Origin of the sequence: Sphaerisporangium dianthi, from assembly GCF_042654065.1 — a bacterium.
In the GTDB taxonomy this organism is placed as follows: Bacteria; Actinomycetota; Actinomycetes; order Streptosporangiales; family Streptosporangiaceae; genus Sphaerisporangium; species Sphaerisporangium dianthi.
The window spans coordinates 143,491-167,474 of record NZ_JBHSFP010000004.1 but is presented as its reverse complement, the minus strand read 5'-3'; the positions used below and the strand labels follow the sequence as shown (position 1 = coordinate 167,474).

The 23,984-nt window shown below is 70.0% G+C and carries 27 protein-coding genes, 2 tRNA genes and 1 other RNA gene; 16 read left to right on the top strand and 14 right to left on the bottom strand.

Features of this window, described 5'->3' with window-relative positions:
* Nucleotides 1–48: 48 nt before the first annotated feature.
* Nucleotides 49–840: an ABC transporter permease gene (locus ACFO60_RS08655; RefSeq protein ID WP_380838945.1), complete on the bottom strand. Its 792-nt coding sequence runs from the start codon at nt 838–840 to the stop codon at nt 49–51.
* A 68-nt stretch (nt 841–908) separates the two neighbouring features.
* Nucleotides 909–1,820, bottom strand: a complete 912-nt coding sequence (locus ACFO60_RS08650) for an ABC transporter ATP-binding protein (protein WP_380838943.1) — start codon at nt 1,818–1,820, stop codon at nt 909–911.
* A gap of 134 nt (nt 1,821–1,954) precedes the next feature.
* Here ACFO60_RS08650 and ACFO60_RS08645 point away from each other — a divergent pair, with 134 nt between their 5' ends.
* The 3 genes from ACFO60_RS08645 (at nt 1,955) to dnaN (ending at nt 5,312) form a co-directional block, all read left to right on the top strand.
* Entirely contained in the window at nt 1,955–3,454 is a 1,500-nt protein-coding gene (locus ACFO60_RS08645; protein WP_380838941.1) for a sensor histidine kinase, read from the top strand.
* Complete coding sequence (locus tag ACFO60_RS08640; RefSeq protein ID WP_380838939.1) at nt 3,451–4,104, top strand: LuxR C-terminal-related transcriptional regulator; 654 nt, start codon at nt 3,451–3,453, stop codon at nt 4,102–4,104. The genes ACFO60_RS08645 and ACFO60_RS08640 overlap by 4 nt, the downstream gene beginning before the upstream one ends.
* A gap of 113 nt (nt 4,105–4,217) precedes the next feature.
* Nucleotides 4,218–5,312, top strand: coding sequence for a DNA polymerase III subunit beta (gene dnaN / locus ACFO60_RS08635; RefSeq protein ID WP_380838937.1), 1,095 nt, complete (start codon nt 4,218–4,220; stop codon nt 5,310–5,312).
* A 33-nt stretch (nt 5,313–5,345) separates the two neighbouring features.
* Here dnaN and ACFO60_RS08630 read toward each other — a convergent pair whose 3' ends face one another.
* The 6 genes from ACFO60_RS08630 to upp form a co-directional block, all read right to left on the bottom strand.
* A complete protein-coding gene (locus ACFO60_RS08630) occupies nt 5,346–6,035 on the bottom strand; it encodes a FadR/GntR family transcriptional regulator (protein ID WP_380838935.1) in 690 nt (229 codons plus the stop codon).
* Between the two features lie 102 nt (nt 6,036–6,137).
* Entirely contained in the window at nt 6,138–7,469 is a 1,332-nt protein-coding gene (locus ACFO60_RS08625; RefSeq protein ID WP_380838933.1) for a helix-turn-helix domain-containing protein, read from the bottom strand.
* A 133-nt stretch (nt 7,470–7,602) separates the two neighbouring features.
* Entirely contained in the window at nt 7,603–8,130 is a 528-nt protein-coding gene (locus tag ACFO60_RS08620) for a PH domain-containing protein (RefSeq protein WP_248964684.1), read from the bottom strand.
* The gene (locus ACFO60_RS08615) at nt 8,127–8,285 is read right to left on the bottom strand and encodes a hypothetical protein (RefSeq protein ID WP_380838930.1); all 159 of its coding nucleotides are present in this window, start codon (nt 8,283–8,285) and stop codon (nt 8,127–8,129) included. The genes ACFO60_RS08620 and ACFO60_RS08615 overlap by 4 nt, the downstream gene beginning before the upstream one ends.
* Nucleotides 8,286–8,400: 115 nt before the next feature.
* Nucleotides 8,401–8,619 (bottom strand): three-helix bundle dimerization domain-containing protein, encoded by a 219-nt coding sequence (locus tag ACFO60_RS08610; protein WP_380838928.1) that lies wholly within the window; start codon nt 8,617–8,619, stop codon nt 8,401–8,403.
* Nucleotides 8,620–8,753: 134 nt separating this feature from the next.
* Nucleotides 8,754–9,392, bottom strand: coding sequence for a uracil phosphoribosyltransferase (gene upp / locus ACFO60_RS08605; protein WP_380838926.1), 639 nt, complete (start codon nt 9,390–9,392; stop codon nt 8,754–8,756).
* 178 nt (nt 9,393–9,570) lie between these two features.
* On the opposite strand from upp, the gene ACFO60_RS08600 reads away from it, so the two are divergent.
* The 4 genes from ACFO60_RS08600 to ACFO60_RS08585 all read left to right on the top strand — a co-directional run bounded on the left by ACFO60_RS08600 (nt 9,571) and on the right by ACFO60_RS08585 (nt 11,239).
* Nucleotides 9,571–10,059 (top strand): tRNA adenosine deaminase-associated protein, encoded by a 489-nt coding sequence (locus ACFO60_RS08600; protein ID WP_380838924.1) that lies wholly within the window; start codon nt 9,571–9,573, stop codon nt 10,057–10,059.
* Nucleotides 10,060–10,076: 17 nt separating this feature from the next.
* Nucleotides 10,077–10,568 carry a tRNA adenosine deaminase-associated protein gene (locus ACFO60_RS08595; protein WP_380838922.1) on the top strand — a complete coding sequence of 164 codons (492 nt, stop codon included), beginning with the start codon at nt 10,077–10,079 and terminating at the stop codon, nt 10,566–10,568.
* 75 nt (nt 10,569–10,643) lie between these two features.
* Nucleotides 10,644–11,078 (top strand): tRNA adenosine(34) deaminase TadA, encoded by a 435-nt coding sequence (tadA, locus tag ACFO60_RS08590; RefSeq protein WP_380838920.1) that lies wholly within the window; start codon nt 10,644–10,646, stop codon nt 11,076–11,078.
* Between the two features lie 71 nt (nt 11,079–11,149).
* Nucleotides 11,150–11,239, top strand: a tRNA-Ser gene (locus ACFO60_RS08585).
* A gap of 176 nt (nt 11,240–11,415) precedes the next feature.
* On the opposite strand, the gene ACFO60_RS08580 is transcribed toward ACFO60_RS08585, so the two are convergent.
* The 3 genes from ACFO60_RS08580 to ypfJ all read right to left on the bottom strand — a co-directional run bounded on the left by ACFO60_RS08580 (nt 11,416) and on the right by ypfJ (nt 13,360).
* Complete coding sequence (locus ACFO60_RS08580; protein WP_380838918.1) at nt 11,416–11,937, bottom strand: GNAT family N-acetyltransferase; 522 nt, start codon at nt 11,935–11,937, stop codon at nt 11,416–11,418.
* A gap of 154 nt (nt 11,938–12,091) precedes the next feature.
* Entirely contained in the window at nt 12,092–12,409 is a 318-nt protein-coding gene (locus ACFO60_RS08575; protein WP_380838916.1) for a type II toxin-antitoxin system VapB family antitoxin, read from the bottom strand.
* Nucleotides 12,410–12,478: 69 nt separating this feature from the next.
* A complete protein-coding gene (ypfJ, locus tag ACFO60_RS08570) occupies nt 12,479–13,360 on the bottom strand; it encodes a KPN_02809 family neutral zinc metallopeptidase (RefSeq protein WP_380838914.1) in 882 nt (293 codons plus the stop codon).
* Between the two features lie 277 nt (nt 13,361–13,637).
* On the opposite strand from ypfJ, the gene ACFO60_RS08565 reads away from it, so the two are divergent.
* Nucleotides 13,638–13,907, top strand: coding sequence for a hypothetical protein (locus tag ACFO60_RS08565; protein ID WP_380838912.1), 270 nt, complete (start codon nt 13,638–13,640; stop codon nt 13,905–13,907).
* On the opposite strand, the gene ACFO60_RS08560 is transcribed toward ACFO60_RS08565, so the two are convergent.
* Nucleotides 13,897–14,091 carry a hypothetical protein gene (locus ACFO60_RS08560; protein WP_380838910.1) on the bottom strand — a complete coding sequence of 65 codons (195 nt, stop codon included), beginning with the start codon at nt 14,089–14,091 and terminating at the stop codon, nt 13,897–13,899. The genes ACFO60_RS08565 and ACFO60_RS08560 overlap by 11 nt on opposite strands.
* Before the next feature lie 282 nt (nt 14,092–14,373).
* Here ACFO60_RS08560 and ACFO60_RS08555 point away from each other — a divergent pair, with 282 nt between their 5' ends.
* On the top strand, nt 14,374–15,279 hold the full coding sequence (locus ACFO60_RS08555) for a helix-turn-helix domain-containing protein (protein ID WP_380838908.1): 906 nt from the start codon (nt 14,374–14,376) through the stop codon (nt 15,277–15,279).
* A gap of 368 nt (nt 15,280–15,647) precedes the next feature.
* Here the strand turns inward: ACFO60_RS08555 and ACFO60_RS08550 are convergent, their stop codons facing one another.
* The gene (locus tag ACFO60_RS08550) at nt 15,648–16,505 is read right to left on the bottom strand and encodes a PHP domain-containing protein (protein ID WP_380838906.1); all 858 of its coding nucleotides are present in this window, start codon (nt 16,503–16,505) and stop codon (nt 15,648–15,650) included.
* Nucleotides 16,506–16,783: 278 nt separating this feature from the next.
* Nucleotides 16,784–16,869, bottom strand: a tRNA-Ser gene (locus ACFO60_RS08545).
* Nucleotides 16,870–16,985: 116 nt separating this feature from the next.
* On the opposite strand from ACFO60_RS08545, the gene ffs reads away from it, so the two are divergent.
* The 7 genes from ffs (at nt 16,986) to ACFO60_RS08510 (ending at nt 23,881) form a co-directional block, all read left to right on the top strand.
* Nucleotides 16,986–17,081, top strand: an RNA gene (ffs, locus tag ACFO60_RS08540) — signal recognition particle sRNA small type.
* 106 nt (nt 17,082–17,187) lie between these two features.
* A complete protein-coding gene (locus tag ACFO60_RS08535; RefSeq protein ID WP_380838904.1) occupies nt 17,188–19,434 on the top strand; it encodes a DNA polymerase III subunit gamma and tau in 2,247 nt (748 codons plus the stop codon).
* 396 nt (nt 19,435–19,830) lie between these two features.
* Nucleotides 19,831–20,178 (top strand): YbaB/EbfC family nucleoid-associated protein, encoded by a 348-nt coding sequence (locus ACFO60_RS08530; RefSeq protein WP_380838903.1) that lies wholly within the window; start codon nt 19,831–19,833, stop codon nt 20,176–20,178.
* 5 nt (nt 20,179–20,183) lie between these two features.
* Nucleotides 20,184–20,783, top strand: coding sequence for a recombination mediator RecR (gene recR / locus ACFO60_RS08525; RefSeq protein ID WP_380838901.1), 600 nt, complete (start codon nt 20,184–20,186; stop codon nt 20,781–20,783).
* Nucleotides 20,776–21,306 (top strand): DUF5063 domain-containing protein, encoded by a 531-nt coding sequence (locus ACFO60_RS08520; RefSeq protein WP_380838899.1) that lies wholly within the window; start codon nt 20,776–20,778, stop codon nt 21,304–21,306. The genes recR and ACFO60_RS08520 overlap by 8 nt, the downstream gene beginning before the upstream one ends.
* Before the next feature lie 191 nt (nt 21,307–21,497).
* A complete protein-coding gene (locus tag ACFO60_RS08515; protein WP_380838897.1) occupies nt 21,498–22,772 on the top strand; it encodes an aspartate kinase in 1,275 nt (424 codons plus the stop codon).
* The gene (locus tag ACFO60_RS08510; RefSeq protein WP_380838895.1) at nt 22,769–23,881 is read left to right on the top strand and encodes an aspartate-semialdehyde dehydrogenase; all 1,113 of its coding nucleotides are present in this window, start codon (nt 22,769–22,771) and stop codon (nt 23,879–23,881) included. The genes ACFO60_RS08515 and ACFO60_RS08510 overlap by 4 nt, the downstream gene beginning before the upstream one ends.
* The last annotated feature ends 103 nt before the right edge of the window (nt 23,882–23,984 follow it).

Below are 23,984 nucleotides of genomic sequence, written 5' to 3'. Positions count from 1 at the left end.
AGCGGTGACGGCCGCCCCCGCGGACCGTCAGCGCACGCTCGTCAGCCGTCACTCCCAGCGGAAGACCCGCGCCGCGAACACGCCCCCCACCAGCGCCCACCCCAAAAGGACGCCGAGGTGAAGCGGTTGCGGAGCCGCGCCGGCCCAGGTGTCGCGCATCACCTGGCCGAACGCGCCCGTCGGGGTGAAGTCGCTGAGCCGCCGCAGCACGTCCGGCATCAACTCGCGGGGGAGCCACATGCCGCCGATGAACAGCAACGGGAACATCACCACCGAGCCGACGCCCCCGGCGACGCGGCCGTTCGGCACCACGGCGGCGACCGACAGGCCGAGCGCGAACATGGCGCACACCCCGATGACGAAGCAGGGCACGAACCACAGCAGTGCGGCCGGCACGCGCGTGTCCAGGACGAGGTGCCCGAAGAGGATGGTCAGGAACGCGGCGAGGACCGACGTGACCAGGTTCAGCACCAGCTGGGCGCCGAGCAGCGTCCCCGGCGAGGCGGGGGTGACGGAGAGCCTGCGCAACACGCCGCGCTCGCGGTAGGTGGCGAGGACGCTGGGGATGATGCTGAAGGCCGAGGTCGACACCGCCAGCATGATCATCATGGCGGGCAGCTGGGTGTCGACCACCCGCTCACCCCCGAGGGAGGGATCGGCCTCGCGGAAGCCGGGGATGGTGCTGCCCAGGATCAGCAGCAGGCCGAGCGGGAGGCCGATGGTGAAGAAGGCCGTGAGAGGCTCGCGCAGATAGAGCCGGGTCTCGGTGAGCAGCACCTTGCGCAGCGCCGAGCGGCCTTTGTAGGCCGGGCGGAGAGGCGGTGAGCCGGTCGTCGTCATGGGATCTCCTGGATGTGCTGGGTCATGGCATCGGTGAGCACTCGGCCGGTCGGCGGGAGGCCGTCCGGCTAGGAGGCGTCGACGGCGGGGCGGCCGGTGAGGGCGAGGAAGGCGTCGTCCAGCGTGGCGCGCTCCATCTGGAGGCCCGCGGGGACGATCTGGCAGGCCGCGAGGGCCGTCGTCACGGCGAGCAGGAGGCCGTCCGGCCCGGTCACCGTGACCGTGTCGCCCTCACGGATGACGGTCGCCACCTCGGGGAGCGCCTTCAGCACCTGGTCGGCGCCGGGCGCGCTGCGGAACCGGAGACGCTGGCCGCCGTCCACCCGGGCGATCAGGCCCGCGGGCGTGTCGACCGCGGCCACGCGACCCTGGTCGATCACCGCGATGCGGTCGCACAGCCGCTCGGCCTCCTCCATGAAGTGGGTGACCAGGATGATCGTGACGCCGCGTCGCTTGATCTGCTCGATGAGCTCCCAGGTCTCGCGGCGCGCCAGGGGGTCGAGGCCGGTGGTCAGCTCGTCGAGGATGGCCACGCGGGGGGCGCCGACCAGGGCCAGGGCGATCGACAGCCGTTGCCGCTGCCCGCCCGACAGCTTGGCGAACGCGGTGTCGCGCTTGGGGCCGAGCCCGACCTCCTCCAGCAGCGCGCGCCAGTCGGCCGGACGGTCGTAGAAGGAGGCGTACAGCTCAAGGGCCTCTCCGACCCGCAGCCTGTCGGGCAGCGAGCAGTCTTGGAGCTGCACGCCGACCCGCTGACGGAGCAGGGCGCGGTCTTTGCGCGGATCGAGGCCGGTGACGGTGATGGCGCCGCCGTCAGGGGTGCGAAGGCCGCACACGCATTCGACGGTCGTGGTCTTGCCGGCGCCGTTGCGGCCCACCACACCGAACAGCTCGCCCTCGCGCACCGTGAACGACACGCCGTCGACCGCCACCTGCTCTCCGTACAGCTTGCGCAGATCGGTGATCTCGATGAGTTCCATGCGGCCGACGTTAGGAAGCGCGGCGTGGCGGGCGGAATGCGTCTGCGGCCCCGGCGGGGGTGTACTTAAGTACACCTTCGAACGGGCGTCACGGCCACTACGAGCTAAGCGCCGGATATCGCAGACTTGGTGCCATGGTTACCCGGACGGTGGTCGGCTTCGGGCGCGCTCTGGCGCTGCTCGCCCTGGCCGTGGTGAACGCGGCGATCGGCGCGCTGGCCCTGCTGTTGATCTTGCTGTGCTTCGGCCTCGGCCTCGTCTTCCTCTTCCCGGCCACCGTCCGCCTGGTCCGCCGCCGGGCCGTCCAGGCGCGCAGGCTCGCCCTCGCCTTCGCCGACGTGCAGATCGTCCCGCCCTACCGCGCCGCGCCGCCGCCGCCAGTGCCGCAGCGCGACGGCTGGTACCGCGAGGGCCGCAGCCTCTACCGCACCTCCCTGGTGCCGAATTTCATGCGCACCTTCGACTGGATGTTCAAAGACCCGGCCACCTGGCGCGACCTCGCCTGGCTGATCGCCGACCCGCTGCTCGGCGGGGTGCTGGTCCTGGTGCCGCCGCTCATGGTGGCGGGCGGTGCGGTGCTGGTCGCGCAGGGCCCGGCGCGGGCGGTGGCCGGGGTGGTGCTGATGGTCGCAGGGCCGCTGCTGGCTCCGCGCGCGGTCCGCCTGCACGGTGTGTGGACGCGCAAGCTGCTGGCCCCCACCTACCGCGCCCGCCTGACCAACGCCATGCACCACCTGACGCAGGTGCACACCGAGGCGATCGACACCCAGGCCGCCGAGCTGCGGCGCATCGAGCGCGATCTGCACGATGGCGCGCAGGCCCGCCTGGTGGCCATCGGCATGACGCTCGGCGCGGCCGAGGAGCTCGTCGACTCCGATCCGGCGGCCGCCAAAGCCCTGATCGCCAGGGTGCGCGAGGCGTCGGCCGCGTCGCTGGTCGAGTTGCGCCAACTCGTGCGCGGCATTCACCCGCCCGTGCTCGCCGAGCGTGGTCTCGGCGACGCGGTGCGGGCCCTGGCCCTCGACAGCCCGCTGAAGGTCTCCGTCAGTGTCGAGTTGCCCCTGCGGCCGGAGGCCCCGGTCGAGTCCGCCGTCTACTTCGTGGTCAGTGAGCTGCTCACCAACGCCAGCAGGCACGGCGGCGCCGGCCGTGTCGCGGTGGACATCAGCCGCCGCGGCGCGGCCCTGCGCATCACCGTCATCGACGACGGGCAGGGCGGAGCCGATCCGTCGCGCGGCAGCGGCCTGCGCGGCATCGAGCGGCGGGTGGCCGCGTTCGACGGCGTCCTGGCCCTCCACAGCCCCGCGGGAGGGCCGACCACGGCCAGTGTGGACATCCCCCGCGCCTTCGACGGGCAGGCCTCGTGCCGCACCAAGCTGCCCGCCTGGAAGCAGAGCCTGATGGCCCTCTGCTGGGGGCTGGGCTGGTTGCCGCTGTTCCCGCAGGGGTTGGTCGCGGCGGGCTTCAAGATTTTCGGCGCCGACGAGCGGAGCTGGTTCCTGGCGCTCTACTTGCCCGAGGTGCTCCAGTGGCCCACCATCATCTTCATGATCGCTCTCGGTACGGCCATGCTCATCGTCGCGCAGGGCCTCACCCAGCAGGCCAAGCAGCTGGAGTCAGAGGTCAACACGTGAGGGTGGTCCTGGCCGAGGACCTCTACCTCCTCCGCGACGGCCTGGTCCGCCTCCTCGAGGCTCACGGGTTCGAGATCGTCGCGGCGGTCGAGTCAGGGCCCGAGCTGCTCAAGGCGCTGCTCGACGAGCGCCCGCAGGTCGCGGTGGTCGACGTCCGGCTGCCGCCCACCTTCACCGACGAGGGGTTGCAGGCGGCGCTGGTGGCCCGCCGTTCGATCCCCGGCCTGCCCGTGCTCGTCCTCTCCCAGCACGTCGAGCAGCTGTACGCCAGAGAGCTCCTCGCCGACGGCACCGGCGGGGTCGGCTACCTGCTCAAAGACCGGGTGTTCAACTCCGCCCAGTTCGTCGACGCGGTGCGGCGGGTGGCCGCGGGAGGCACCGCCATGGACCCCGACGTGATCGCCAAGCTGATGGCCAGCAACGCCCGTCACGAGCCGCTGGGCCGGCTCAGCCCGCGCGAGCGCGAGGTGCTCGGGCTCATGGCCGAGGGGCGGTCGAACGCCGCCATCGCCCAGCGCCTGTTCCTCAGCGAGAGCGCCGTGGCCAAGCACACCGCGAGCATCTTCGCCAAGCTCGACCTGGCCGTGTCCGACGACGACAACCGGCGCGTCCTCGCCGTCCTGGCCTACCTCAACGGCACCCGGGGCTGACCTGTCCGAAGCAGGGGGACGGCATAGGTGATGCTCCACCCGCTTCGCGGGTAAATGTCCGACCCAGGCGCTACCTTTCTGGGAGCGGACGTGACCGAAGGGGATGGATCAGGGTGAAGTTCCAGGTGGACCGCGATGTCCTCGCCGACGCGGTGGCATGGAGCGCCCGGACGCTACCGGGCCGTCCTGCGATGCCGGTGCTGTCGGGCATCCTGTTGGAGGCGCTGGACGACAGCCTCATGCTCTCGGTGTTCGACTACGACGTCTCGGCCCGCGCCGTGGTGGACGCCGACGTCGCCGAGCCCGGCAAGGTGCTGATCCCCGGCAAGGTGCTCGCCGAGATCACCCGCAGCCTGCCGCCCGAGTCCGTGCAGATCGTCACCTCCGGGGCCGAGGCCGTGCTGACCTGCGGCGGCGCCGAGTTCGGCCTGCTGACCATGCCGGTGGAGGACTTCCCCACGCTCCCCGCCATGCCGCCCAAGGCCGGCGCCGTCGGGGGTGGCGTGTTCGCCTCCGCCGTCGCCCAGGTGGCGACCGCCGCCAGCCGGGACAACACCCTTCCCATGCTCACGGGCATCCGCGTGGACATCGACGGCGCCGGCGTCTCCATGGCGGCGACCGACCGCTACCGCATCGCGGCCCGCGACTTCCTGTGGCACCCGGAGCGGCCCGACCAGCAGGCCGCGATCATGGTGCCCGCGAAGGTCATGGTGGAGGTGGGCCGTTCCCTGCGCGCCGGCGAGGTGTCGATCGGCCTCGGCGACGGGGTGGCCGGCTTCGAGTGCGCCGGCCGCACCACCACCGTCCGCTTGCTGGACGAGCAGTTCATCGATTACCGATCGCGGCTCGTCGACACCTGGGCGATCCGCGCCGATGTCACGGTGGCGCCGTTCGTCGAGGCCGTCAAGCGCGTCGCCCTGGTCGCCGAGCGTCACACCGCCATCAGCCTGTCCTTCACGCAAGGGCAGGTGCTCGTGCAGGCCGGCGGCGGGGACATCGGCCGGGGAGCGGAGGCGGTCGCGGCCGACCTTTCAGGAGAGGACATCCAGATCGCCTTCCAGCCGCACTATCTGCTGGACGGCCTGGCCGGTGTGGAGACCGAGAAGGCCTGCATCAACATGGCCTCGCCCACCCGCCCGGCGCTGATCACCGACGAGGGCGACGACCCGGCGTACCGCTATCTGGTGATGTCTCTGCGCCTGTCCTGAGGCCGGCCTGCCCGCCGGCCCCGGGGCGGCGGGTCAGTCGATCAGCTCAGGGGTCTCGGCGAGCGCGATCGCGATGTGCTCCATGCAGGCGTGGCCCGCACGCTCGGCGGCGGCAGCGTCACCGGAGGCGATGGCGCGGGCGATGGCGTCGTGCGGGATGTGGCCGTTCTGCAGCGGTGCGCCCGCGGCGGCGATGCTGGCGCGCAGCGCCGCCGAGAAGTCCTTGTACAGCTCGATCAGCACGCGGTTGTGCGTCGCCTCGACGACCGAGACGTGGAAGGCCAGGTCGGCCTCCACGAAGGCGTCGACCTCGCCCTCGGCCCACGCCTCCTCGCGCTTGAGCAGGGCGGCCTCGATGAGCTCGATGTCGCCCTCGGTGCGCCGGACGGCGGCGAGCCGGGCCGCTTCTACCTCCAGGGCACGACGCACCTCGAGGATCTCCAGATGTTCGGCGGCTCGCAGGCGCCGCGCCATGGCGCCCGAGAGCTCGCTGGTGGCACGCACGTACGTGCCGTCACCCTGGCGGCATTCGAGGAGGCCCGCGTGGGTGAGCGCGCGCACCGCCTCCCGCACGGTGTTGCGGCCCACGCCGAGCTGCTCAGCGAGGACGGTCTCCGTAGGGATCTTGGCATGCAGCTGCCAGGACCCAGAGGTGATCTGCTCTTTGAGCTGCTCGATCACCTGGTCGACGAGGGAAGCCCGCTGCGCCGTACGCAGACTCACAGTCTGCCTCCTCCGGGTAACCAATCATCCTACGAGTCAATGATTGGTCGACCTTATTTATTCCAGGGCCCCGAGCCAAATCCGGGGCCCTGGTGGGGAGGCCTACCGTGCGAAAACCGTGGCGGTGACGGCACCGGCGACGGTCGACCTGACCCCGACCGCTTCGAGTGCCCCACGATACGCGCGCGTCTGCCGCCCGCGGTCACCGGCCTTGCCCCATAGGTCACCCAGTTCGCGCCACACCTCGGCGACCTCCCGGTCGCGGATCGCGCCCGACGACGGCACCGCCGCCAGGACGTCCCCGGCGCGCTCGAGGTAGGTCTTGACCGCGCTGTCGGACCGTGCCAAAGCGCCTTCGGCGCGCACCAGCAGCGCGGACGCCCCGACGGTGCTCGGTTCGTCGGCCAGCAGATCCAGCGCCTTCGACGCGAGGTCGTCGGCGCCGCGGGTGTCCCCCGATCGCAGGTGCACGCGGGCGAGCACGATGAGGCTGTGCGCGTACTCCACGGATTCGGCGGGCAGCGCGGAGAAGACCTCGGAGGCGCGGGAGACCAGCGCATCGGAGTGGTCACCACTGGAGTGGGCAGCGGAGATCTCGGCCCAGCGCATGGCGATCTTCGCCATCTGGACCGCGATGCGAGCGGGCCGCCCGGCCGACAACGCGTCGTCGGCGAACTGCACCGCGAGCGCGGAGTCCTCGCCCTCGGCGGCCGAGACGCTGGCCTGCCAGAGCGAGAGGATCTCTGTCGTGCGGTCCGCCGGCACCGGCACGCCCGTGACCTCGAGCACCTGCTCGACGTAGGGCAGGCCGATCTCGGCGTCGGCGAGCGCCGCGGCGAGGTCCACCGCGACCTCACCGTGGAAGAGTGACAGTTGCGTTACCTGCTCCAGCGCCTTGGCGCCGAGGTCGCGGGCACGCAGCACGTCCCCGGCCTTGTGGTAGCACCGGCACAGCGCGACGGTGAGCGGCATGTCCGCCAGCCGCTCGGGGTGCGCCGCGGCCTCGCGGCGAAGGCGCTCGTACGCCTCTACCGCGCGGCCGAGCTTGCCCTGCGCTTCCAGAGCACGCGCACGCCCCAGACGGGCGTGGGCGGCCAGGAGCGCGTTGTCCTCGCCGGCGGCCTTGACGATGTCACCGAACCGGTCGGCGGCCAGGGCCGCGTCCCCGTGGTAGAGCTCCAACTCGGCATGGCGCAGGCCGAGCTCGGTGTCGATGCGCTGGCGCGGCTCGATCCCGTGAAGCAGGAACTCAGTGGTGCATCCAAGGCGCTCCGCGAGAAGGCGGGCGACCACCGGCGTCGGCGTGCGCTTTCCGGACTCGATGAGTGAGACATAACTGTCGGAGAGGTCGGGTCCGGCCAGCTGGGCCTGAGACATACGCCTGCTCAGACGCAGCCCGCGGACGCGATCACCGATGGTTCCCTGACTCGGCATGTGATCTCTTAAGGCGATGTTATGGTCAATGGTCTCGCCATGATGGCACGAAGCGGCCGAATCGGGTATACCCACGTCAAGAATCCCGAGGGGCAAGCCCGTCTCATCCCTCGAGATTCAGGACGAACCCGGACTAATCATCGTCGTCGGAACTGGGAAAGAGCATCTGGCAAACCTCTAGGTACAAGGTCTCCGGATACGGGATGAAGGGGACCGTCGAGAGCGCCTGGTCCTGACCGGCGGACTCAAGGACGAACTCCCCGTACCCGAGCATGCGGCCGAGCAATGAGCGCTGGAAGCTCATGTCGGTCACCTTGCCGAGTGGCATCATCGCCACTCGGCGAGTGATCAAACCAGTGGTGAGAAGCATGCGTTTGGATGTCACCACGAAGTAGTCGACGGACCACTCGGCCACTTTCCACACGAAGCGGATGAGTAAGAGAAGCCAGGCCCACCAGACGATCACCAAAGCCTGAGACCCTTGGTTCTCCCCGAGCCACTTGCTCAGCAGCCCCGCTAAGACCAGGCCGCCGAAGACCTCGGCGACCGGCCGCAGCAGCACGGCCGGGTGGCGCCGCACCATGATGACCTGGTGTTCGTGGGGCAGAAGGTAACGATTGACCGACGACGGAGCAGAGTCCCCGTGGGTCACAAGTCTCATGTCAGCTTCGCGACGAATAGCGCCAGCGAATCCGCGGCGTTCACCACAGTGTTCATTGCTCCTCTGACCGCGCTCGCCGCGTCAGCCGGTCTGGTGAACAGGTAGAAAGCCACAAACGCGATGGCTGCGTACGTTAGAACCTTCTTGACCTGCACTGCCGCCTCCGTTAACCAACTCACCCACTGCACCCACCGTATACATTACCCAGCCCATTGGCTCGGTAAAGGCATCCCGACCCCACAGTCTTTAGGGGTCTGGATGTGACCTGCGTCACCCTTGCTCGCCGACGACCGTGGCCAGCACCTGAAGGTGCTTGCGCGCGATCCGCTCGACGAGGCTCGGGTACGCGTAACCAGTGACCTCCATCGCGCCGTGGTGCGCCGCTTCTATGCAGCGTGTCACCGTCGCGGCGGGATGCACCCCGGCGAACTCGACCTTCAGCGCGGTCTCGACCTGTGTGTAGGCGTCAAAATCCGGCAGTTGGTCCATCGCTCTCCCAGGTGTGCGTCCACGGCCCCCATGGGGGCCGGGAACACAGTGACATTGTCATCACTCTGTGTACCCTCTGAAACACAGTATGTAACGAAGGGTGTGTCAACCTGAGGAAGAAGAATGAAAAAGATTCAGACGACGCCGTACAGGCGGTCTCCCGCGTCGCCCAAGCCGGGGACGATGTAGCCGAGCTCGTTGAGCCGCTCGTCCAGGCCCGCGGTCACGACCCGCACCGGGTTGCTCGAGTCGGTGAAGACCTGCTCCAGATAGGCCACGCCTTCGGGGGCGGCGAGAAGGCAGATGGCCGTGACATCCTCGGCGCCGCGCGCGAACAGCAGTTCGATGGCCGCGGCGAGCGTGCCGCCGGTGGCCAGCATGGGGTCCAGCACGAAGCACTGGCGGCCGCTGAGGTCTTCGGGCAGGCGGGTGGCGTAGGTCTGCGCCTTGAGGGTGCCCTCGTCGCGGATCATGCCGAGGAAGCCCACCTCGGCCGTGGGCAGCAGGCGGGTCATGCCGTCGAGCATGCCGAGGCCGGCGCGCAAGATCGGGACGACGAGCGGTGCGGGGCGGGCCAGGCGCACGCCGTGCGCGGGGGCCACAGGGGTCTCGACCGTCGCCTCGGTGACGCGGACGTCGCGGGTCGCCTCGTACGCCAGCAGCGTCACCAGCTCGTCGGCGAGCCGGCGGAACGTCGGGGAGTCGGTGCGCACGTCCCTGAGAGCCGTCAGCTTGTGAGCGACCAGCGGGTGGTCGACGACGAGGGTCTTCATGGCTGCCAACGCTATCTCCTGTGACCGGGTGAACGGTACGAGCAGCCTGGTAACCCCCCACACGCCCCAAGCGGGCCGGGCACGGCCGTTTTTGATCACAATTTGCCTGAGGGGCCTACGGGACCCCAGTGATTCTGGGAGCATTACCAACCGTAAGAACCGCGTCGGTGGGGTGAAGATGACAGACGTAGATGCTCTTGACTTCGCCATCGTGGTCTACCGCGAGGACGACCGCTGGGAAGCCGAGATGTTGCCCGTGGGCCTGACCGCGGATCTCCACGGGTTGATCCATGCCCTCCGTCAGCAGCCGAGCATGGGTGCCACGATTGGCCTCGTCGCCGTTGGGGATGACTTCTTCGTGGCATTGAGGATGTTCGGCGAGCGCGTCGATGTCTTCCTGTCCGACATCACCGCGTCGTGGGACTGGCCACTCGCCCAGCAGGTGCTGGAGTACCTCGACGTCCCCGTGCCGGAGGAGGAGGAACTCGACATGGTCCTCCCGGCCGGAGATCTTTCGATCTTCGCCGATCTGGGGCTCGACGAGATGGAGCTGGGCGCTCTCTCCGGTGACCTCGAACTGCTGCCCGATGAGGTGCTATCCAGCATCGCCGCACGGCTGGGGTTCTCCCAGCCGTTTGAACGTGCCGTCGATTCAGCCATCGGCTGACCTCGGGAGCCCCGATCATGCCCTCGAGACCAACACACAGCGCTTTGTTCGCCGCGGCCTTCGTCCGCACGCCCGAGGGGTGGAGCGGCGCCGAGGTCGATCTCACCAACGCCGAGATCGCCGACGACCTGGGGGACGCCGTCTCGGACGCCCTGGGCCTCATCGGTGAGGAGCTCGCCCTGCTCTGCGTCGAGGTCGAGGACGAATGGTTCGCGATCGTCCGCTACGACGGCGACGCCGAGCCGCGGGCGTTCCTCTCAGACGCCCACGCGGCGGCCGGTGACGGCATCGGAGAGCTGTTCAACGAGCTGGCCGGCGTCGTGGTGCCCGACAAGGAGGCCGATCTCGGCGTCCGTCCGGCGGGCGACTTCGAGTTGCTCAGCGACCTTGGGGTCAGCGCCGAGGAACTGCTCGAGCTGAGCATGGAGGAGGGGGTGCTTCCCGCCGACACCCTCTCGGTCATCGCCGAGAAGCTCGCCTTCGCCGATGAGCTCGACCGGCTGCACTAGCGTCCTGTCCGGCGCGGCGTCGCCCGCGGGCCGGCGCCCGTGAGCGGTCCGCCGTCCGTCACGTTCGAGGCTGCCATGCGGCTCGCGCTCGAACAGGCCGTGCTGGCAGGCGGGCGCGGAGAGGTGCCGGTGGGGGCCGTCGTCCTCGGGCCCGGCGGCGAGGTGCTGGCGGCCGCGGGCAACGACCGCGAGGCGAGCGCCGACCCGACCGCCCATGCCGAGGTGCTCGCCCTGCGCGAGGCGGCCCGCCGGCGAGGCGAGTGGCGGCTGACCGGCTGCACGCTGGCGGTGACCCTCGAACCGTGCACGATGTGCGCGGGGGCCGCGGTGCTCGCCCGGGTGGGCACGATCGTCTTCGGGGCCGCCGACGAGAAGGCCGGCGCGGCCGGCTCGCTGTGGGACGTGGTGCGCGACCGGCGGCTGAATCACCGTCCTGAGGTGATCGCCGGGGTCCTCGCCGGGGACTGCGCGGCCGTGCTCAGGGACTTCTTCGCCGACCGGCGCCAATGAAAACGGCATTTGGGGCATATCAGACGGGTTCTGCGAGCGAACAGGGCCACGGATCCGGTAGGCTGCTCGGCGGTGGAGTCGCCTAGTGGCCGAGGGCGCACGCCTCGAAAGCGTGTGATGGGGCAACCTATCCGTGGGTTCAAATCCCACCTCCACCGCCACAACGAAGGGCCTGCGCCGGGAGACCGGCGGCAGGCCCTTTCCGTTCTCCGGCCGGCATCGCGTGGCCCGCGCCCGTGAGCGCCTCCCACGGATCATCCCGAGAGCGCCGCCTCCACCGGCCTCGCGGCCTCGCAGGTACGGCCGGCACACGCCCCCGCCAGGACGGCGCCTGCCGCTACAGCTCGTCGAAGGGCTTGGCGTACGCGAACGCGCCGCGGATGGCCGGCGAGTAGGCGGTCAGCGCGCGCACCTGGAAGGCATCGCCCCACTGCGGGACCGGCGAGATGATCTCGAGCTCGGTGGCCGGCCGGAAACCGAATCGCGGATAGTAGTCGCGGTGGCCGAGGAGCACGACCAGCGGTTCGCCGAACGCGTCCGCCGCTCCGAGCACGGCGTGCATGAGGGCGTGGCCGACGCCCCGGCGCTGATGGGCCGGGAGCACCCCGAGCGGTCCGAGCCCGAGCACGGGAGCGGGGCCCACCGAGGCCCGGGTGCAGACGACGTGCCCCACGACGGAGCCGTCCGCCGCGGTGGCCACCAGCGAGAGCGGCGGCAGCCAGGCGTCGCAGGCCCGCAGGGCGTCCACCAGGCCGGCCTCCATGGTCGGCTCCCCAGGCGCGTCCGGCTTGGCGAAGGCGGCGTCGTGCACCTCACGGATGGCCGGGATGTCGGTGGGGAGCTCACGGCGTATCAGCATTCGCTCAGGCTGACCTCCGCGCGCATGGGGTGTCAACGGAAATATCCGAGGGGCGGCGCGGGGCCCCGTACGGGGAACTCTTCTGCCTACGGGGCCTCGTCGATCGGTGCCGTCACCTCACTCATTTCGCCTGCACCCCCGGTCTCACACGGCGTCATTCGGGAGAGGATCCGCCGGAGTCGTCAAGCTCCAGCACGCGCGCGTGCAGGACCGAGCGCTGGTGCAGGGCCGCGCGCAGGGCGCGGTGCAGGCCGTCCTCCAGGTACAGCTCACCGTGCCACTGCACCACGTGGGGGAACAGGTCGCCGTAGAACGTGGAGTCCTTGGCGAGCAGGGAATGCAGGTCGAGAACCGCTTTCGTGGTGACCAGATCGTCGAGCCTGACCTGCCGGGGCGGAATCTGTGCCCACTCGCGATGCGACAGGCCATGCTCGGGGTACGGGCGGCCATCACCGACTGACTTGAAGATCACCCTACGCAGTTTAAGAGAGGTTTCCGGTTCGCCCTGCTTCAGTGGGTGCGTGGTGCAGTGCGGAACAGCTCAGATTCCGCCGGCGAAGGTGTCGCACTTCGCCGGATCGCCCGAGGTGTAGCCGGCGCTGAACCACTTCGTCCGCTGGGCGGCCGTGCCGTGCGTGAAGGACTCCGGGTCCACGCGTCCCTGCGTCTTCTCCTGGATGCGGTCGTCGCCGACCGCCGACGCGGCGTCGAGCGCCTCCTGGATGTCGGTCTCGGTGAAGGGCTTGTCGTAGAAGCCGGTGTCCACGGCGTTCTTGGCCCACACGCCGCCGTAGCAGTCCGCCTGGAGTTCCAGCCGGACCGAGGCGCTCTCGGCGCCCTGGCTGTCGCCGCCGACGCGGTCCATGGTCCCGAGGAGATCCTGCACGTGGTGGCCGTACTCGTGGGCGATGACGTACGCCTGCGCGAACGGACCGCCCTTGGCGCCGAACTTGCTCTGCAGGTCGTCGAAGAAGCTGAGGTCGAGATAGACGTGCTTGTCGCTCGGGCAGTAGAACGGCCCGACCTGCGAGGTGGCCTGCCCGCACCCGGTGTCCACCGCCTGGGTGAACAGCACGGTCTTCGCCGGCGTGTACGCGCCGCCGCCGCTCTGGCCGAAGGCGCCCTTCCAGTACGCCTGGATGCTGTTGACCACGCCCACCACCCGGCAGTTCTCGGACTGATCGGCGTCGGAGCCCTTCTTGCACTCCTGGGAGAGGTCGGAGGTCGGCTGGACGCCCGTCGTGTCGCCTCCACCGCCCCCGGTGATGTCACCGGGGTTGATCCCGAATATGAGCGCGGCGATGAGGGCGATGATGCCCGCCGCGCCTCCTCCGATGGCGAGGCCGCCACCGCGGAGCCCGCCTCCGCCACCACGGTTCTCGACCTGGGAGGCGTCTAGATCGACATCGTCACGGAAATCCATCGGCCCGTTCCTTTTTCTTCGGTCCTCAGGGGTGTCGTCTGCCCCTGCCTAGTGCCCCGGAGAGAAACGATCATGCGCTTCGGCGGAGAGAGATCAAGCCCAGCTCAAGCCCCGGGCGGCCATGGCGCCGCACGAAGAGCCGTTCGCCAAGGTCATCCCCGCCGAGGGTCAACGCGGCGCCGTGATCGGCTTCGTGCGGGTGCCGGTTCCAAGGCCGGCGGCCGGAGGCGCGTTACGGTGATGATCAACGATCACCGCAGGTGGGACGGGAGTCACCTTGAGTGCCAGGTATGAGGCGCCGCCTCCCTCCCATGATGAGGCGCCGCCTCCTTCCCGCGACGAGGTGCCCCCTCCGGCCTACTTCGTGCGCAGCCTGCCGATCATGCCGACGGGCGCGTGGCTGCGGGCCCTGGCCGCCTCCCACGGGCCGTTCGTCGCGGGACTGGTTCTCGCGTTCTCGGCCGGCGCGGGAGTCGGCCTGGGCCTGCATCCTTCGTGTGGGCAGGCCGGCGGCGGCCGTGCCCCGGCGTCCCCTCTCAGTCCATGATCGAGTGAAGCAGGCCGACGGCGGCGAGCCCGGCGGGCAGTCCGACGCCCGGCCCCATCGCCGTGGTCATGTTCGTGGTGAGGTTGCCTGAGAGCCCCAAGATGAGCACCCAGCGTTGCGGTAGCCGGGTCGGCTGCGTGGAAAAGGGGGCGTTCTGGGCAGGCTGCCGCCAAGGTATTCTCATCGGCGATGTCCTTCTCGTGCGGTTGGAGTGCGGGGATGGACTAGAACGGCTCCCTGTCTAGACCACAGGGGGCCGTTCGCTTTTCTGCCGCTGATCGCGGATGGAACCTCTCGCGCGGCTATCCTGCTCTACTGATCGCACCGTGTGCAAGTGCACTTGCACGAGAGAATTATTCTTCATATGCACGTGCATTTGCACCGTCGTCAACGAAGGAAGGCGTACGATGTCCCGCTGAGTACCGGCGGCTCCGCCGCGCCGTCCACCTGTCCAGGGAGCGCTCGAATGACCGGGGAACACCTGCGAGGCGGTACGCCGGCCGACGAGGTTCTCCCGCCCCCCGGCACCGGTCCGACGGCCTTGCGCATGGTCCTCGGCGGCCGATTGCGCGACCTCCGCGAGGCCAAGGGCATCACCCGGGACGAGGCCGGATACGCGATCCGCGGAAGCGCGTCCAAGATCGGACGGCTGGAGCTCGGGCGCAGCCCGTTCAAGGCCCGGGACGTGTCCGACCTGCTCACCCTGTACGGCGTCACCGGCGACGCCGAACGCCGGGCGCTGCTCTCGCTGGCCGCGCAGGCCAACGCCCATGGCTGGTGGCACAAGTACGGCGACGTCCTGCCGGGCTGGTCGGAGGCGTACGTGGGCCTTGAGGAGGCCGCCACCGTCATCCGCACCTATGACGTCCAGATCGTGCCCGCTCTGCTGCAGACCGAGGACTACGCCCGTGCCCTCATCCAGGTGTGCCATGACGAGGCGCCGCCCTTCGAAGTGGACCGCCGCCTCGGCCTGCTGATGGGGCGCCAGCGCATCATCGCCAGAGAGGGCGGCCCACGGCTGTGGTGCGTCGTGGACGAGGCGGCCGTTTATCGGCCCTTCGGGGGCTGGGAGGTGCAGCGTGCCCAGCTCGACCACCTGATCGAGGTCGCCGCCATGCCGAACGTCACCCTGCAGGTGCTGCCGTTCGAGGCCGGCGGCCACGCCGCGACATGCGGTCCGTTCAGCATCCTGCGCTTCGCCGAGCCCGCTCTGCCCGACATCGTCTACCTCGAACAGCTCACCGGCGCTCTGTACCTGGACAAGCGCGCCGACCTCGACGACTACGCCGGCGTCCTGGACAGGCTCAGCATCCTGGCGATGCCCGCGTCGGAGACCCCGCGCATGCTGGCCGCCATCCGCGACCGGATCTGACGCTCTCGTCGGGTGGAGGAATCGGATGGAGAAACACGAAGGGCCCGGTTGGATCGACCGGGCCCTTCTTGCTGCTCAACCAAGCGCGGAGGATAGGAGATTCGAACTCCTGAGGGGTTGCCCCCAACACGCTTTCCCAGTCTGCGGATCTTCGTACGTGCCCGTACGTGACCGGCTATGACCTGGGAGCTAGGGGGACGGCGGGCACTGCTGAACAAGCGCGAACGGGCGTGATCTCAGACCCCGACTGAGACCCTCGGCCGTCGATATCTGGCAAAGCCAACGCACCACAAACCGGTTCACCGACAACAGACCTGACGACGCCATGGGGCTGCCGACGCTGTGTTTGAGATTCCAGACACTCACCGTCAGTCCACACGCGCCCAGAAATCGTACGGGTCCTGCCCAGGGCGGAATCCGTGCGCCTCTGCCATGTCTGCCGCCTCTCGGAACTCGTGAGCTACGAGGGATGGGTCGTGGGCGTCGCTGCCGAAGCTGACCGCCGGTCCGCCCTCCTCGTGCCACCATCGCAGGATCACCGGTGACAGCGGCAACCTCGTGTTGATCTCCAGGGCCCGCCCCGACGAGGCGGTCGCCCGCAGCGCATGCCGGAACTCCTCCTCGAAGGCCAGCGGATCGAAAGGCATGACCTCCGTAGGCCAGGACCGCACTGGGTAGTCGATGTGGGCGAGCACGGAGAACACATCGCTTCCTGCCGCCAGTCCGGCGACCTCGGCCAGGTACTCCCGGATGACCTCGGCCGCAACCCGGTGGTCGTATAGCCCCCACGGTTCCGCGAACCCGTCGCCGTCGGGCAGGCAGTGCAGAGAGCCGAGGATCCTGTCGAACCGCCCGGCCGCGAGTACCTTTGCCACGGCCTCGGCGTGCCAGTGCGGCTCCCCGACCTCCAGCCCACTCAGGATCCGTAGCCCGGGGAAGCGCTCGCGACACCGCTCGATCGAGTCCAGATACCCGTCCACGTCGAACGCCGGAGGGCTCAACACCCCCTCCGGCGAGCTCAGCGACAGCAGATGAGCGTCATCCGCGGAACCGATGTTCAACGACGTGTGGTCAAGGTGTTCGGTGAAGGCGATCGCCGGGAGCCCAAGCTCCACCGCCCGCGCGCAAGCGTTCTCCATCGAGGCGTTCGGGGCGTCCCAGGACCACTCGCTGTGCACGTGACTGTCTACAGGCAACATCACAAAAGCACCGTAGTGGACGATCACGGGAAGTGGCCTTGAAGGGGAGGAGACGCCGATCGTCAGTTCACCGACAACAAGACCTGAACGACTCCACCCGAACCTGTCCGCATCAACATGTCGGACTACGGGTCATGCGTGTCCGCTTCGACAACATCACTTGGAAGGGACAGTCGATCTGCTCAGCGATGGCCATGCTGGCTGGGGTGATGTGCCCCGACTGAGACCCCCATTGAGACCCGGACAGCACGAAGGCCCCGGTTGGATCGACCGGGGCCCTCGTGTTCTTGCTGCTCAACCAAGCGCGGAGGATAGGAGATTCGAACTCCTGAGGGGTTGCCCCCAACACGCTTTCCAAGCGTGCGCCCTAGGCCAACTAGGCGAATCCTCCGTCGAGAAGCTTACCGGACTTCGGAGGCCGCCGAGACCATGAAGATGACGGCGAATCGGTCTCGGTGTTCCCGTCCGGAGCCGCCCCGAGCACTGCCGCGCACGGCTAGACTGTCACCGGACCCCTCGCACGGCGTCATCCTGTGAACCTCCCCAGGGCCGGAAGGCAGCAAGGATAAGCGGGCTCTGTCGGGTGTGCGAGGGGTCTCTTCGCTGAAGCCTCAAGGCGGTGTCGTCACATGATCGCGATGGTCGGCGCATACGGTCCTCACGGCGCTCCGGCGATCACCCACTCCGACCCCCTAGGCGAGGAGACGGCATGAGTCTCGCTCTCTACCGCAAATACCGGCCTGGGACGTTCGCCGAAGTCAAGGGGCAGGAGCACGTCACCGAGCCGCTGCGGCAGGCGCTCAGCACCGGCCGTATCAACCACGCCTATCTCTTCAGCGGGCCGCGCGGATGCGGCAAGACCTCCAGCGCGCGCATCCTCGCCCGCTCGCTGAACTGCGAGAAGGGCCCGACGCCCGATCCCTGCGGCGAGTGCGACTCGTGCGTGGCGCTGGCCCCCACCGGCGCCGGCCACCTCGACGTCATCGAGATCGACGCCGCGTCCCACGGTGGCGTGGACGATGCCCGCGACCTGCGCGAACGCGCCTTCTTCGCCCCGGTCTCCGCACGCTTCAAGATCTACATCATCGACGAAGCGCACATGGTGACCCGTGAGGGATTCAACGCGCTGCTCAAGCTCGTCGAAGAGCCCCCGCCGCACCTGAAGTTCGTCTTCGCGACCACCGAGCCTGAGAAGGTCATCGGCACCATCAAGTCCCGCACCCACCACTACCCGTTCCGGCTCATGCCTCCGGCGACGCTGCGGCAGCTGCTGGAGGAGATCCTCGGCTCCGAGTCGGTGCCGTACGAGCCGGCGGCGCTGCCGCTGGTCGTGCGCGCGGGTGCGGGCTCGGCCCGCGACTCGCTCTCGATCCTGGACCAACTGCTGGCCGGAGCCGACGAGGCCGGCATCACCTACGCCCGCGCCGTGTCCCTTCTGGGGTACACCGACGGCGGGCTGCTGGACGAGATCGTCGCCGCGTTCGCCCGGCGCGACGGCGCCGCGGTCTTCCAGGCGGTCAACCGGGTGGCCGAGGGCGGCCACGACCCGCGCCGGTTCGCCATGGACCTGCTCGAGCGCTTCCGCGACCTGGTGATTCTCGCCAACGTGCCCGAGGCCGCGGGCAACGGCCTGCTCGACCGGCCGGCCGACGAGCTGGAGCGGCTGGCCGAGCAGGCCGCCTCCATGGGCCCCGCCGAGCTGACCCGCGCGGCCGAGCTGTTCAACGCCGGTCTGACCGAGATGCGGGGCGCGGCCTCTCCCCGGCTGCTGCTCGAGCTCATGTGCGCCCGGGTCCTGCTCCCCGGCGCAGCCCAGGGCGAGGGCGCGTTGCTCGCCCGTCTGGAACGGCTCGAGCGCACCGGCGTGGTGGCGGCCGCCGCACCGGCGCCCGCCTCATCCGGTCCGGGCGCGCGGGCCGGCGCGTCCCCCGATGCGCAGACGGCCGCCGAACCGCAGTTCCCGCAGCCCGGTCAGTCCCAGCACCTCGCGGGGGCCTCGCAGCACGCCGGGCAGGCCGTGAACGCCGTCCCCGGTCAGGCGCAGCCGGCCGGGGCGGGGACGTCCGCCGCGCGGCCGTCCGCGGACGACTGGCCGGCCCCGGCGAGGGCCGGCGCGCAGGCCGAGTCGCAGGCGGTTCCCGGGCCGCAGGCGCAGTCGCGCAGGCCGGACGCCTCCCCCTCAGGGCCGGTGGTCCAGGCGGCGGCCGGCGCCTTCCAGCACACCTGGCCGCAGGTTCTGGACGTGCTCAAGCGGCGCTCGCCGGCCGTCTGGGCGAACGTCAACACCAACTCGCAGCTCATCGGCGTCGAGGACAACATCGTCACGCTCGGCTTCAGCCAGGTCGGCGCGATGCGCAACTTCGTCAACGGCGCCAAGGACGCCGTCGTAGCGGCGGCCATCGCCGAGGTCATGAGCGGCCACTGGCGCGTCGAGGCGGTGGTCGGCAACGCGCCGGGCGGCTCGGCGCCCCCGGCCCCGGCCCCGGCACGGCAGTCGCCGGCGGGCAGGCCGGCGTCGTCTCCGCGCCCTGAAAGCCCGCCCGCCGCTCAGGCACCCCCTCAGGCTCCCGCACAGCCCGCGCCGAGCACGCCGTCGCAGGGGCGGCGGCAGGCCGCCGCGCAGCGACCGGCGCCCGCCGCGTCGGACGAGCCGTGGCCGGACGCGCCGCCGCCGGACGACGAGGGGCACGCTCCGAGCCCGGGGTTCGGCGAGGCCCGTCCGGGGCTCGCCGCGGCGCGCTCGGCCGCGCAGGCGGCGGCCCAGTCGGGTCCGCGGCAGGCGGGCGCCGCAGGCTGGCCGGACGCCGTCCCGGGCCGCTCCGGCCCCTCGTCGGCCGATGCCGACGAGGTCGACCCGGACAACGACGCCGACGCGGACGCCGACGCGCTGACCGGCATGGCCCTCGTCGAGCGCGAGCTGGGCGGCAAGATCATCGGCGAGATCGACCACACATAGGCCCCTGGCGCGATTCGCCGCGGGCGCCGCGGCGGGCGTCGGCGCGCGTTCCGGGGCGTCCCCATGGGGTGTCCACGTGTTCCGGGCGTCCTCATGTGGTCTTGACGTGATGCATGCCCCCGCTTGACACCGTCCCCTCGCCGGTTCTGCGACGCTGGAGTCGCGCACCGGGCGGAGGCCGCACCGGGTCCGGGGGCGCGGTGGGACGACACGCGCCGGCACGCCGCGGACGGCCGCCGCCGCCCCGCGTGACGCGCTCTCCTACTGGGGCGGGCACCTGCGGCGCCGTGGCCCGCGGCGGGCTCCCGCTCGCCGCCACCGGCCGACGCCAGTGCAACATCCGTGGCAAACCCCGTAGGCTCGTGCCACACGCGAAGCCATGAGGAGCGCACGATCGTGAATCCAGGTGATGTCAACCTGCAGCAGTTGCTCGAGCAGGCGCAGCTCATGCAGCAGCAGCTCGCGACGGCACAGCAGGAGCTCAACGACGCCGAGGTCGAGGGAACTGCCGGTGGCGGCCTGGTCGTCGCCACGGTGAACGGCAGTGGCGAGCTGCTCGAACTCAAGATCAGTCCAAAGGCCATCGACGCCGGCGACCCGCAGGACACGGCCGACACGATCGCCGACCTGGTGATCGCGGCGGTGCGCGACGCCGTCCGCGCGGCGGCCGACCTCCAGCAAGAGAAGCTCGGTCCGCTCGCCCAGGGCCTCGGCGGGGGCGGATTCCAGCTTCCGGGGTTCTGACCGCCATGTATGAAGGGGTCGTCCAGAATCTGATCGACGAGCTGGGCCTGCTGCCCGGCGTCGGTCCCAAGAGCGCGCAGCGCATAGCGTTCCACCTGCTGGCCGCCGACCCGGCGGACGTCAAGCGGCTGGCAAACGTCCTGCTGGAGGTCAAAGAGCGCGTCCGGTTCTGCCGCGTCTGCGGGAACGTCGCGGCCGAGGAGGAGTGCCGCATCTGCCGCGACACCCGGCGTGACCCCCACGTCATCTGCGTCGTCGAGGAGTCCAAGGACGTCGTCGCCATCGAGAAGACGCGCGAGTTCCGCGGCCGCTACCACGTGCTCGGCGGGGCGATCAGCCCCATCGAAGGCGTGGGCCCGGACGACCTGCGCATCCGCGAGCTGATGACGAGGCTGGCAGACGGCCGGGTCACCGAGCTGATCCTCGCGACCGATCCCAACCTGGAAGGGGAGGCCACAGCCACCTATCTGGCCAGATTGGTGAAACCGATGGGTTTGAAAGTGACACGATTGGCCAGCGGTCTGCCAGTGGGCGGAGACCTCGAGTACGCCGACGAGGTCACCTTGGGCCGCGCTTTCGAAGGACGGAGGCTGCTGGATGTTTGACGAGTGGAACGCCATGGCGGACCGCATCGCCGCGCACGCGCAGAATTACCTCGACGGCCTGACCAGGCTGGCGGGCGGCGAGGGCGGAGATGCCATGCTGCCGATGCTGCTCGTCGAGGTCGCGCAGGTCAGCTTGGCGGGCGCGCAGCTCGGGGCCGCGCAGGACGTGATCCTGCAGGGCAACTTCGAGCCCGCGACCGGTCCCGACCCCGATCTCGACGGGGTGCGCACGGCGCTCGCCACGCGTCTTGGTCCCGTGGACGACTACGCCGAGGTCTTCGACCCGTACAAGGACACGGGGGTCACCGCCTACCGCCTGTCCGACGACCTGGCGGCCGTCGCGGCCGATCTGATCCACGGGCTCGGCCATTACCGCGCGGGGCGTCCGCTGGAGGCTCTGTGGTGGTGGCAGTACTCCTACTTCAACACCTGGGGCAACCACGCGGGTGCGGCGATGCGGGCGCTGCAGGCGCTGGTGGCCCACACGCGCCTCGATGTGGTGGAGGAGACGACCACCGCTTGATCCAGGTACGCCGGGCGGCACGCCCGCGCCGGGCGCGGGCGTGCCCGGCGATCGGACCGGTCATCCACAGGTGGTGTCCGTTTCGGCCGCTCACGGCGTCGGTTGTCCACATGCTGGGCTAAATCAGCGGCGGCTCTGGGAGCCCCCAGTAGACTGTGAGCTCCGCAAACTGAACCTTTGGGAGACATCCCGTGGCGCTCGTTGTCCAGAAATACGGTGGTTCCTCCGTCGCCGACGCCTCTCGCATCAAGCGGGTGGCCCAGCGGATCGTCGCGACGAAAAAAGCCGGCAACGACGTCGTGGTGATCGTCTCGGCGATGGGTGACACGACAGACGAGCTGCTCGACCTGGCCCAGCAGGTGACGCCGCTGCCTCCAGGGCGCGAGCTCGACATGCTGCTGACCGCCGGCGAGCGCATCTCGATGGCGCTGCTGGCGATGGCCATCGCCAACCTCGGCCACGAGGCGCGGTCGTTCACCGGCTCCCAGGCCGGTGTGATCACCGACTCCACCCACGGCAAGGCGCGCATCATCGACGTCACCCCGGGCCGCATCCAGGACGCCGTGCGCGACGGCCAGATCGCGATCGTGGCCGGCTTCCAGGGCGTCTCCCAGGACACCAAGGACATCACGACGCTCGGGCGGGGCGGTTCCGACACCACGGCCGTCGCGCTCGCCGCCGCCCTGGAGGCCGACGTCTGCGAGATCTACACCGATGTCGACGGCATCTTCACCGCCGATCCGCGCATCGTCCCCGCCGCCCGCCAGATCCCGCGCATCTCCTATGAGGAGTCGATGGAGATGGCGGCCTGCGGCGCCAAGATCCTGCACCTGCGCTGCGTGGAGTACGCCAGGCGGTTCAACCTGCCGATCCACGTCAGAAGCTCGTTCAGCAGCAAGGAAGGCACGTGGGTCGTCTCCGATCCCAACACTGAAGGAAACGAGATGGAGCAGCCGATCATCTCCGGCGTCGCGCACGACCGGAGCGAGGCAAAGATCACCGTTGTCGGGGTGCCCGACAAGGTCGGAGAGGCCGCGGCCATCTTCAGAACGCTCGCGACCGCCGAGATCAACATCGACATGATCGTCCAGAACATCTCGGCCGCCGCCACCGGACGCACCGACATCTCCTTCACGCTGCCCTCGGCCGACGGCACGGCGGCCGTCACGGCGCTCAAGCGCATCCAGGAGCAGATCGGCTTCGAGAAGATCCTCTTCGACGACCAGATCGGCAAGGTGTCGCTGATCGGCGCCGGCATGCGGTCCCACCCCGGTGTCACCGCCACCTTCTTCGGCGCTCTGGCCGACGCCGGCATCAACATCGAGATGATCTCGACCTCCGAGATCCGCATCTCGGTCATCGTCGGCCAGGACGAGGTCGACGCGGCCGTGGCGGCCGCCCACCGCGCCTTCGACCTCGACGTCGACCAGGTCGAGGCCGTGGTCTACGGAGGTACCGGACGATGAGCGACGACCTGAGGCGATCCGGCGAGGAGAGTGACCGAGCAGTGAACACCGCCAAGCCCACCCTGGCCGTCGTCGGCGCCACCGGCGCGGTCGGCACGGTGATGCTTGAGATCCTGTCCAGCCGGCCCGACGTCTGGGGCGAGATCCGCCTCATCGCCTCCCCGCGCTCGGCGGGCAAGAAGCTCGTCGTCCGCGGGCGTGAGGTCGAGGTCGTCGCGCTCTCGCCCGAGGCCTTCGACGGCGTCGACGTCGCCATGTTCGACGTGCCCGACGAGGTGTCGGCTCAGTGGGCGCCCGTCGCCGCCGCGCGCGGCGCGGTCGCGGTGGACAACTCCGGCGCCTTCCGCATGGATCCCGACGTGCCGCTCGTGGTGCCCGAGTGCAACGCCGACGCGGTCCAGCGGCGGCCCAAGGGCATCATCGCCAACCCCAACTGCACCACGCTGTCGATGATGGCCGCCCTCGGCGCCCTGCACCGCGAGTACGGCCTGCGCGAGCTGGTCGTGGCGTCCTACCAGGCCGTCTCCGGCATGGGGGTCTCCGGGCCCGAGCGGCTCTACGACGAGATCGCCGCCGTGGCGGGCAACCGCACCATCGGCACCGTGGCCGGCGACGTCCGCAAGGCCGTGCCCGATCTGGCCGGCTCGCCCTTCCCGGCGCCGCTGGCGTTCAACGTGGTGCCCGCCGCGGGCTCGCTCAAGGACGACGGCTGGTTCTCCGAAGAGCTCAAGGTGCGCAACGAGTCCCGCAAGATCCTCGGCATTCCCGACCTCAAGGTCTCGGCCACCTGCGTCCGCGTGCCGGTCGTCACCACGCACTCGCTGGCCGTGCACGCCACCTTCGCCGAGCCGGTGACGGTCGCGACCGCGCGCGCGGTGCTGGAGGCCGCGCCGACGGTGGTCGTCCTGGACGACCCGGCGAACGGCGTGTTCCCCACGCCCGCCGATGTCGTCGGCACCGACCCCACCTATGTCGGGCGCATCCGCCAGGCGCTCGACTTCCCCAACACGCTCGACATGTTCGTCTGCGGTGACAACCTCCGCAAGGGCGCCGCGCTGAACACCGCCGAGATCGCCGAGCTCGTCGCCGCCGAACTCTCGGCGCGCTAGAGGAAGAGCCCCGGAGCGCGCGGTCGTTCCATCGCAAACGATCGCGCACCCCGGGAGTCGTGTCTGCGGTCGGCGGGTGGCCTCCTTGGTTGGCGTGTCCGCG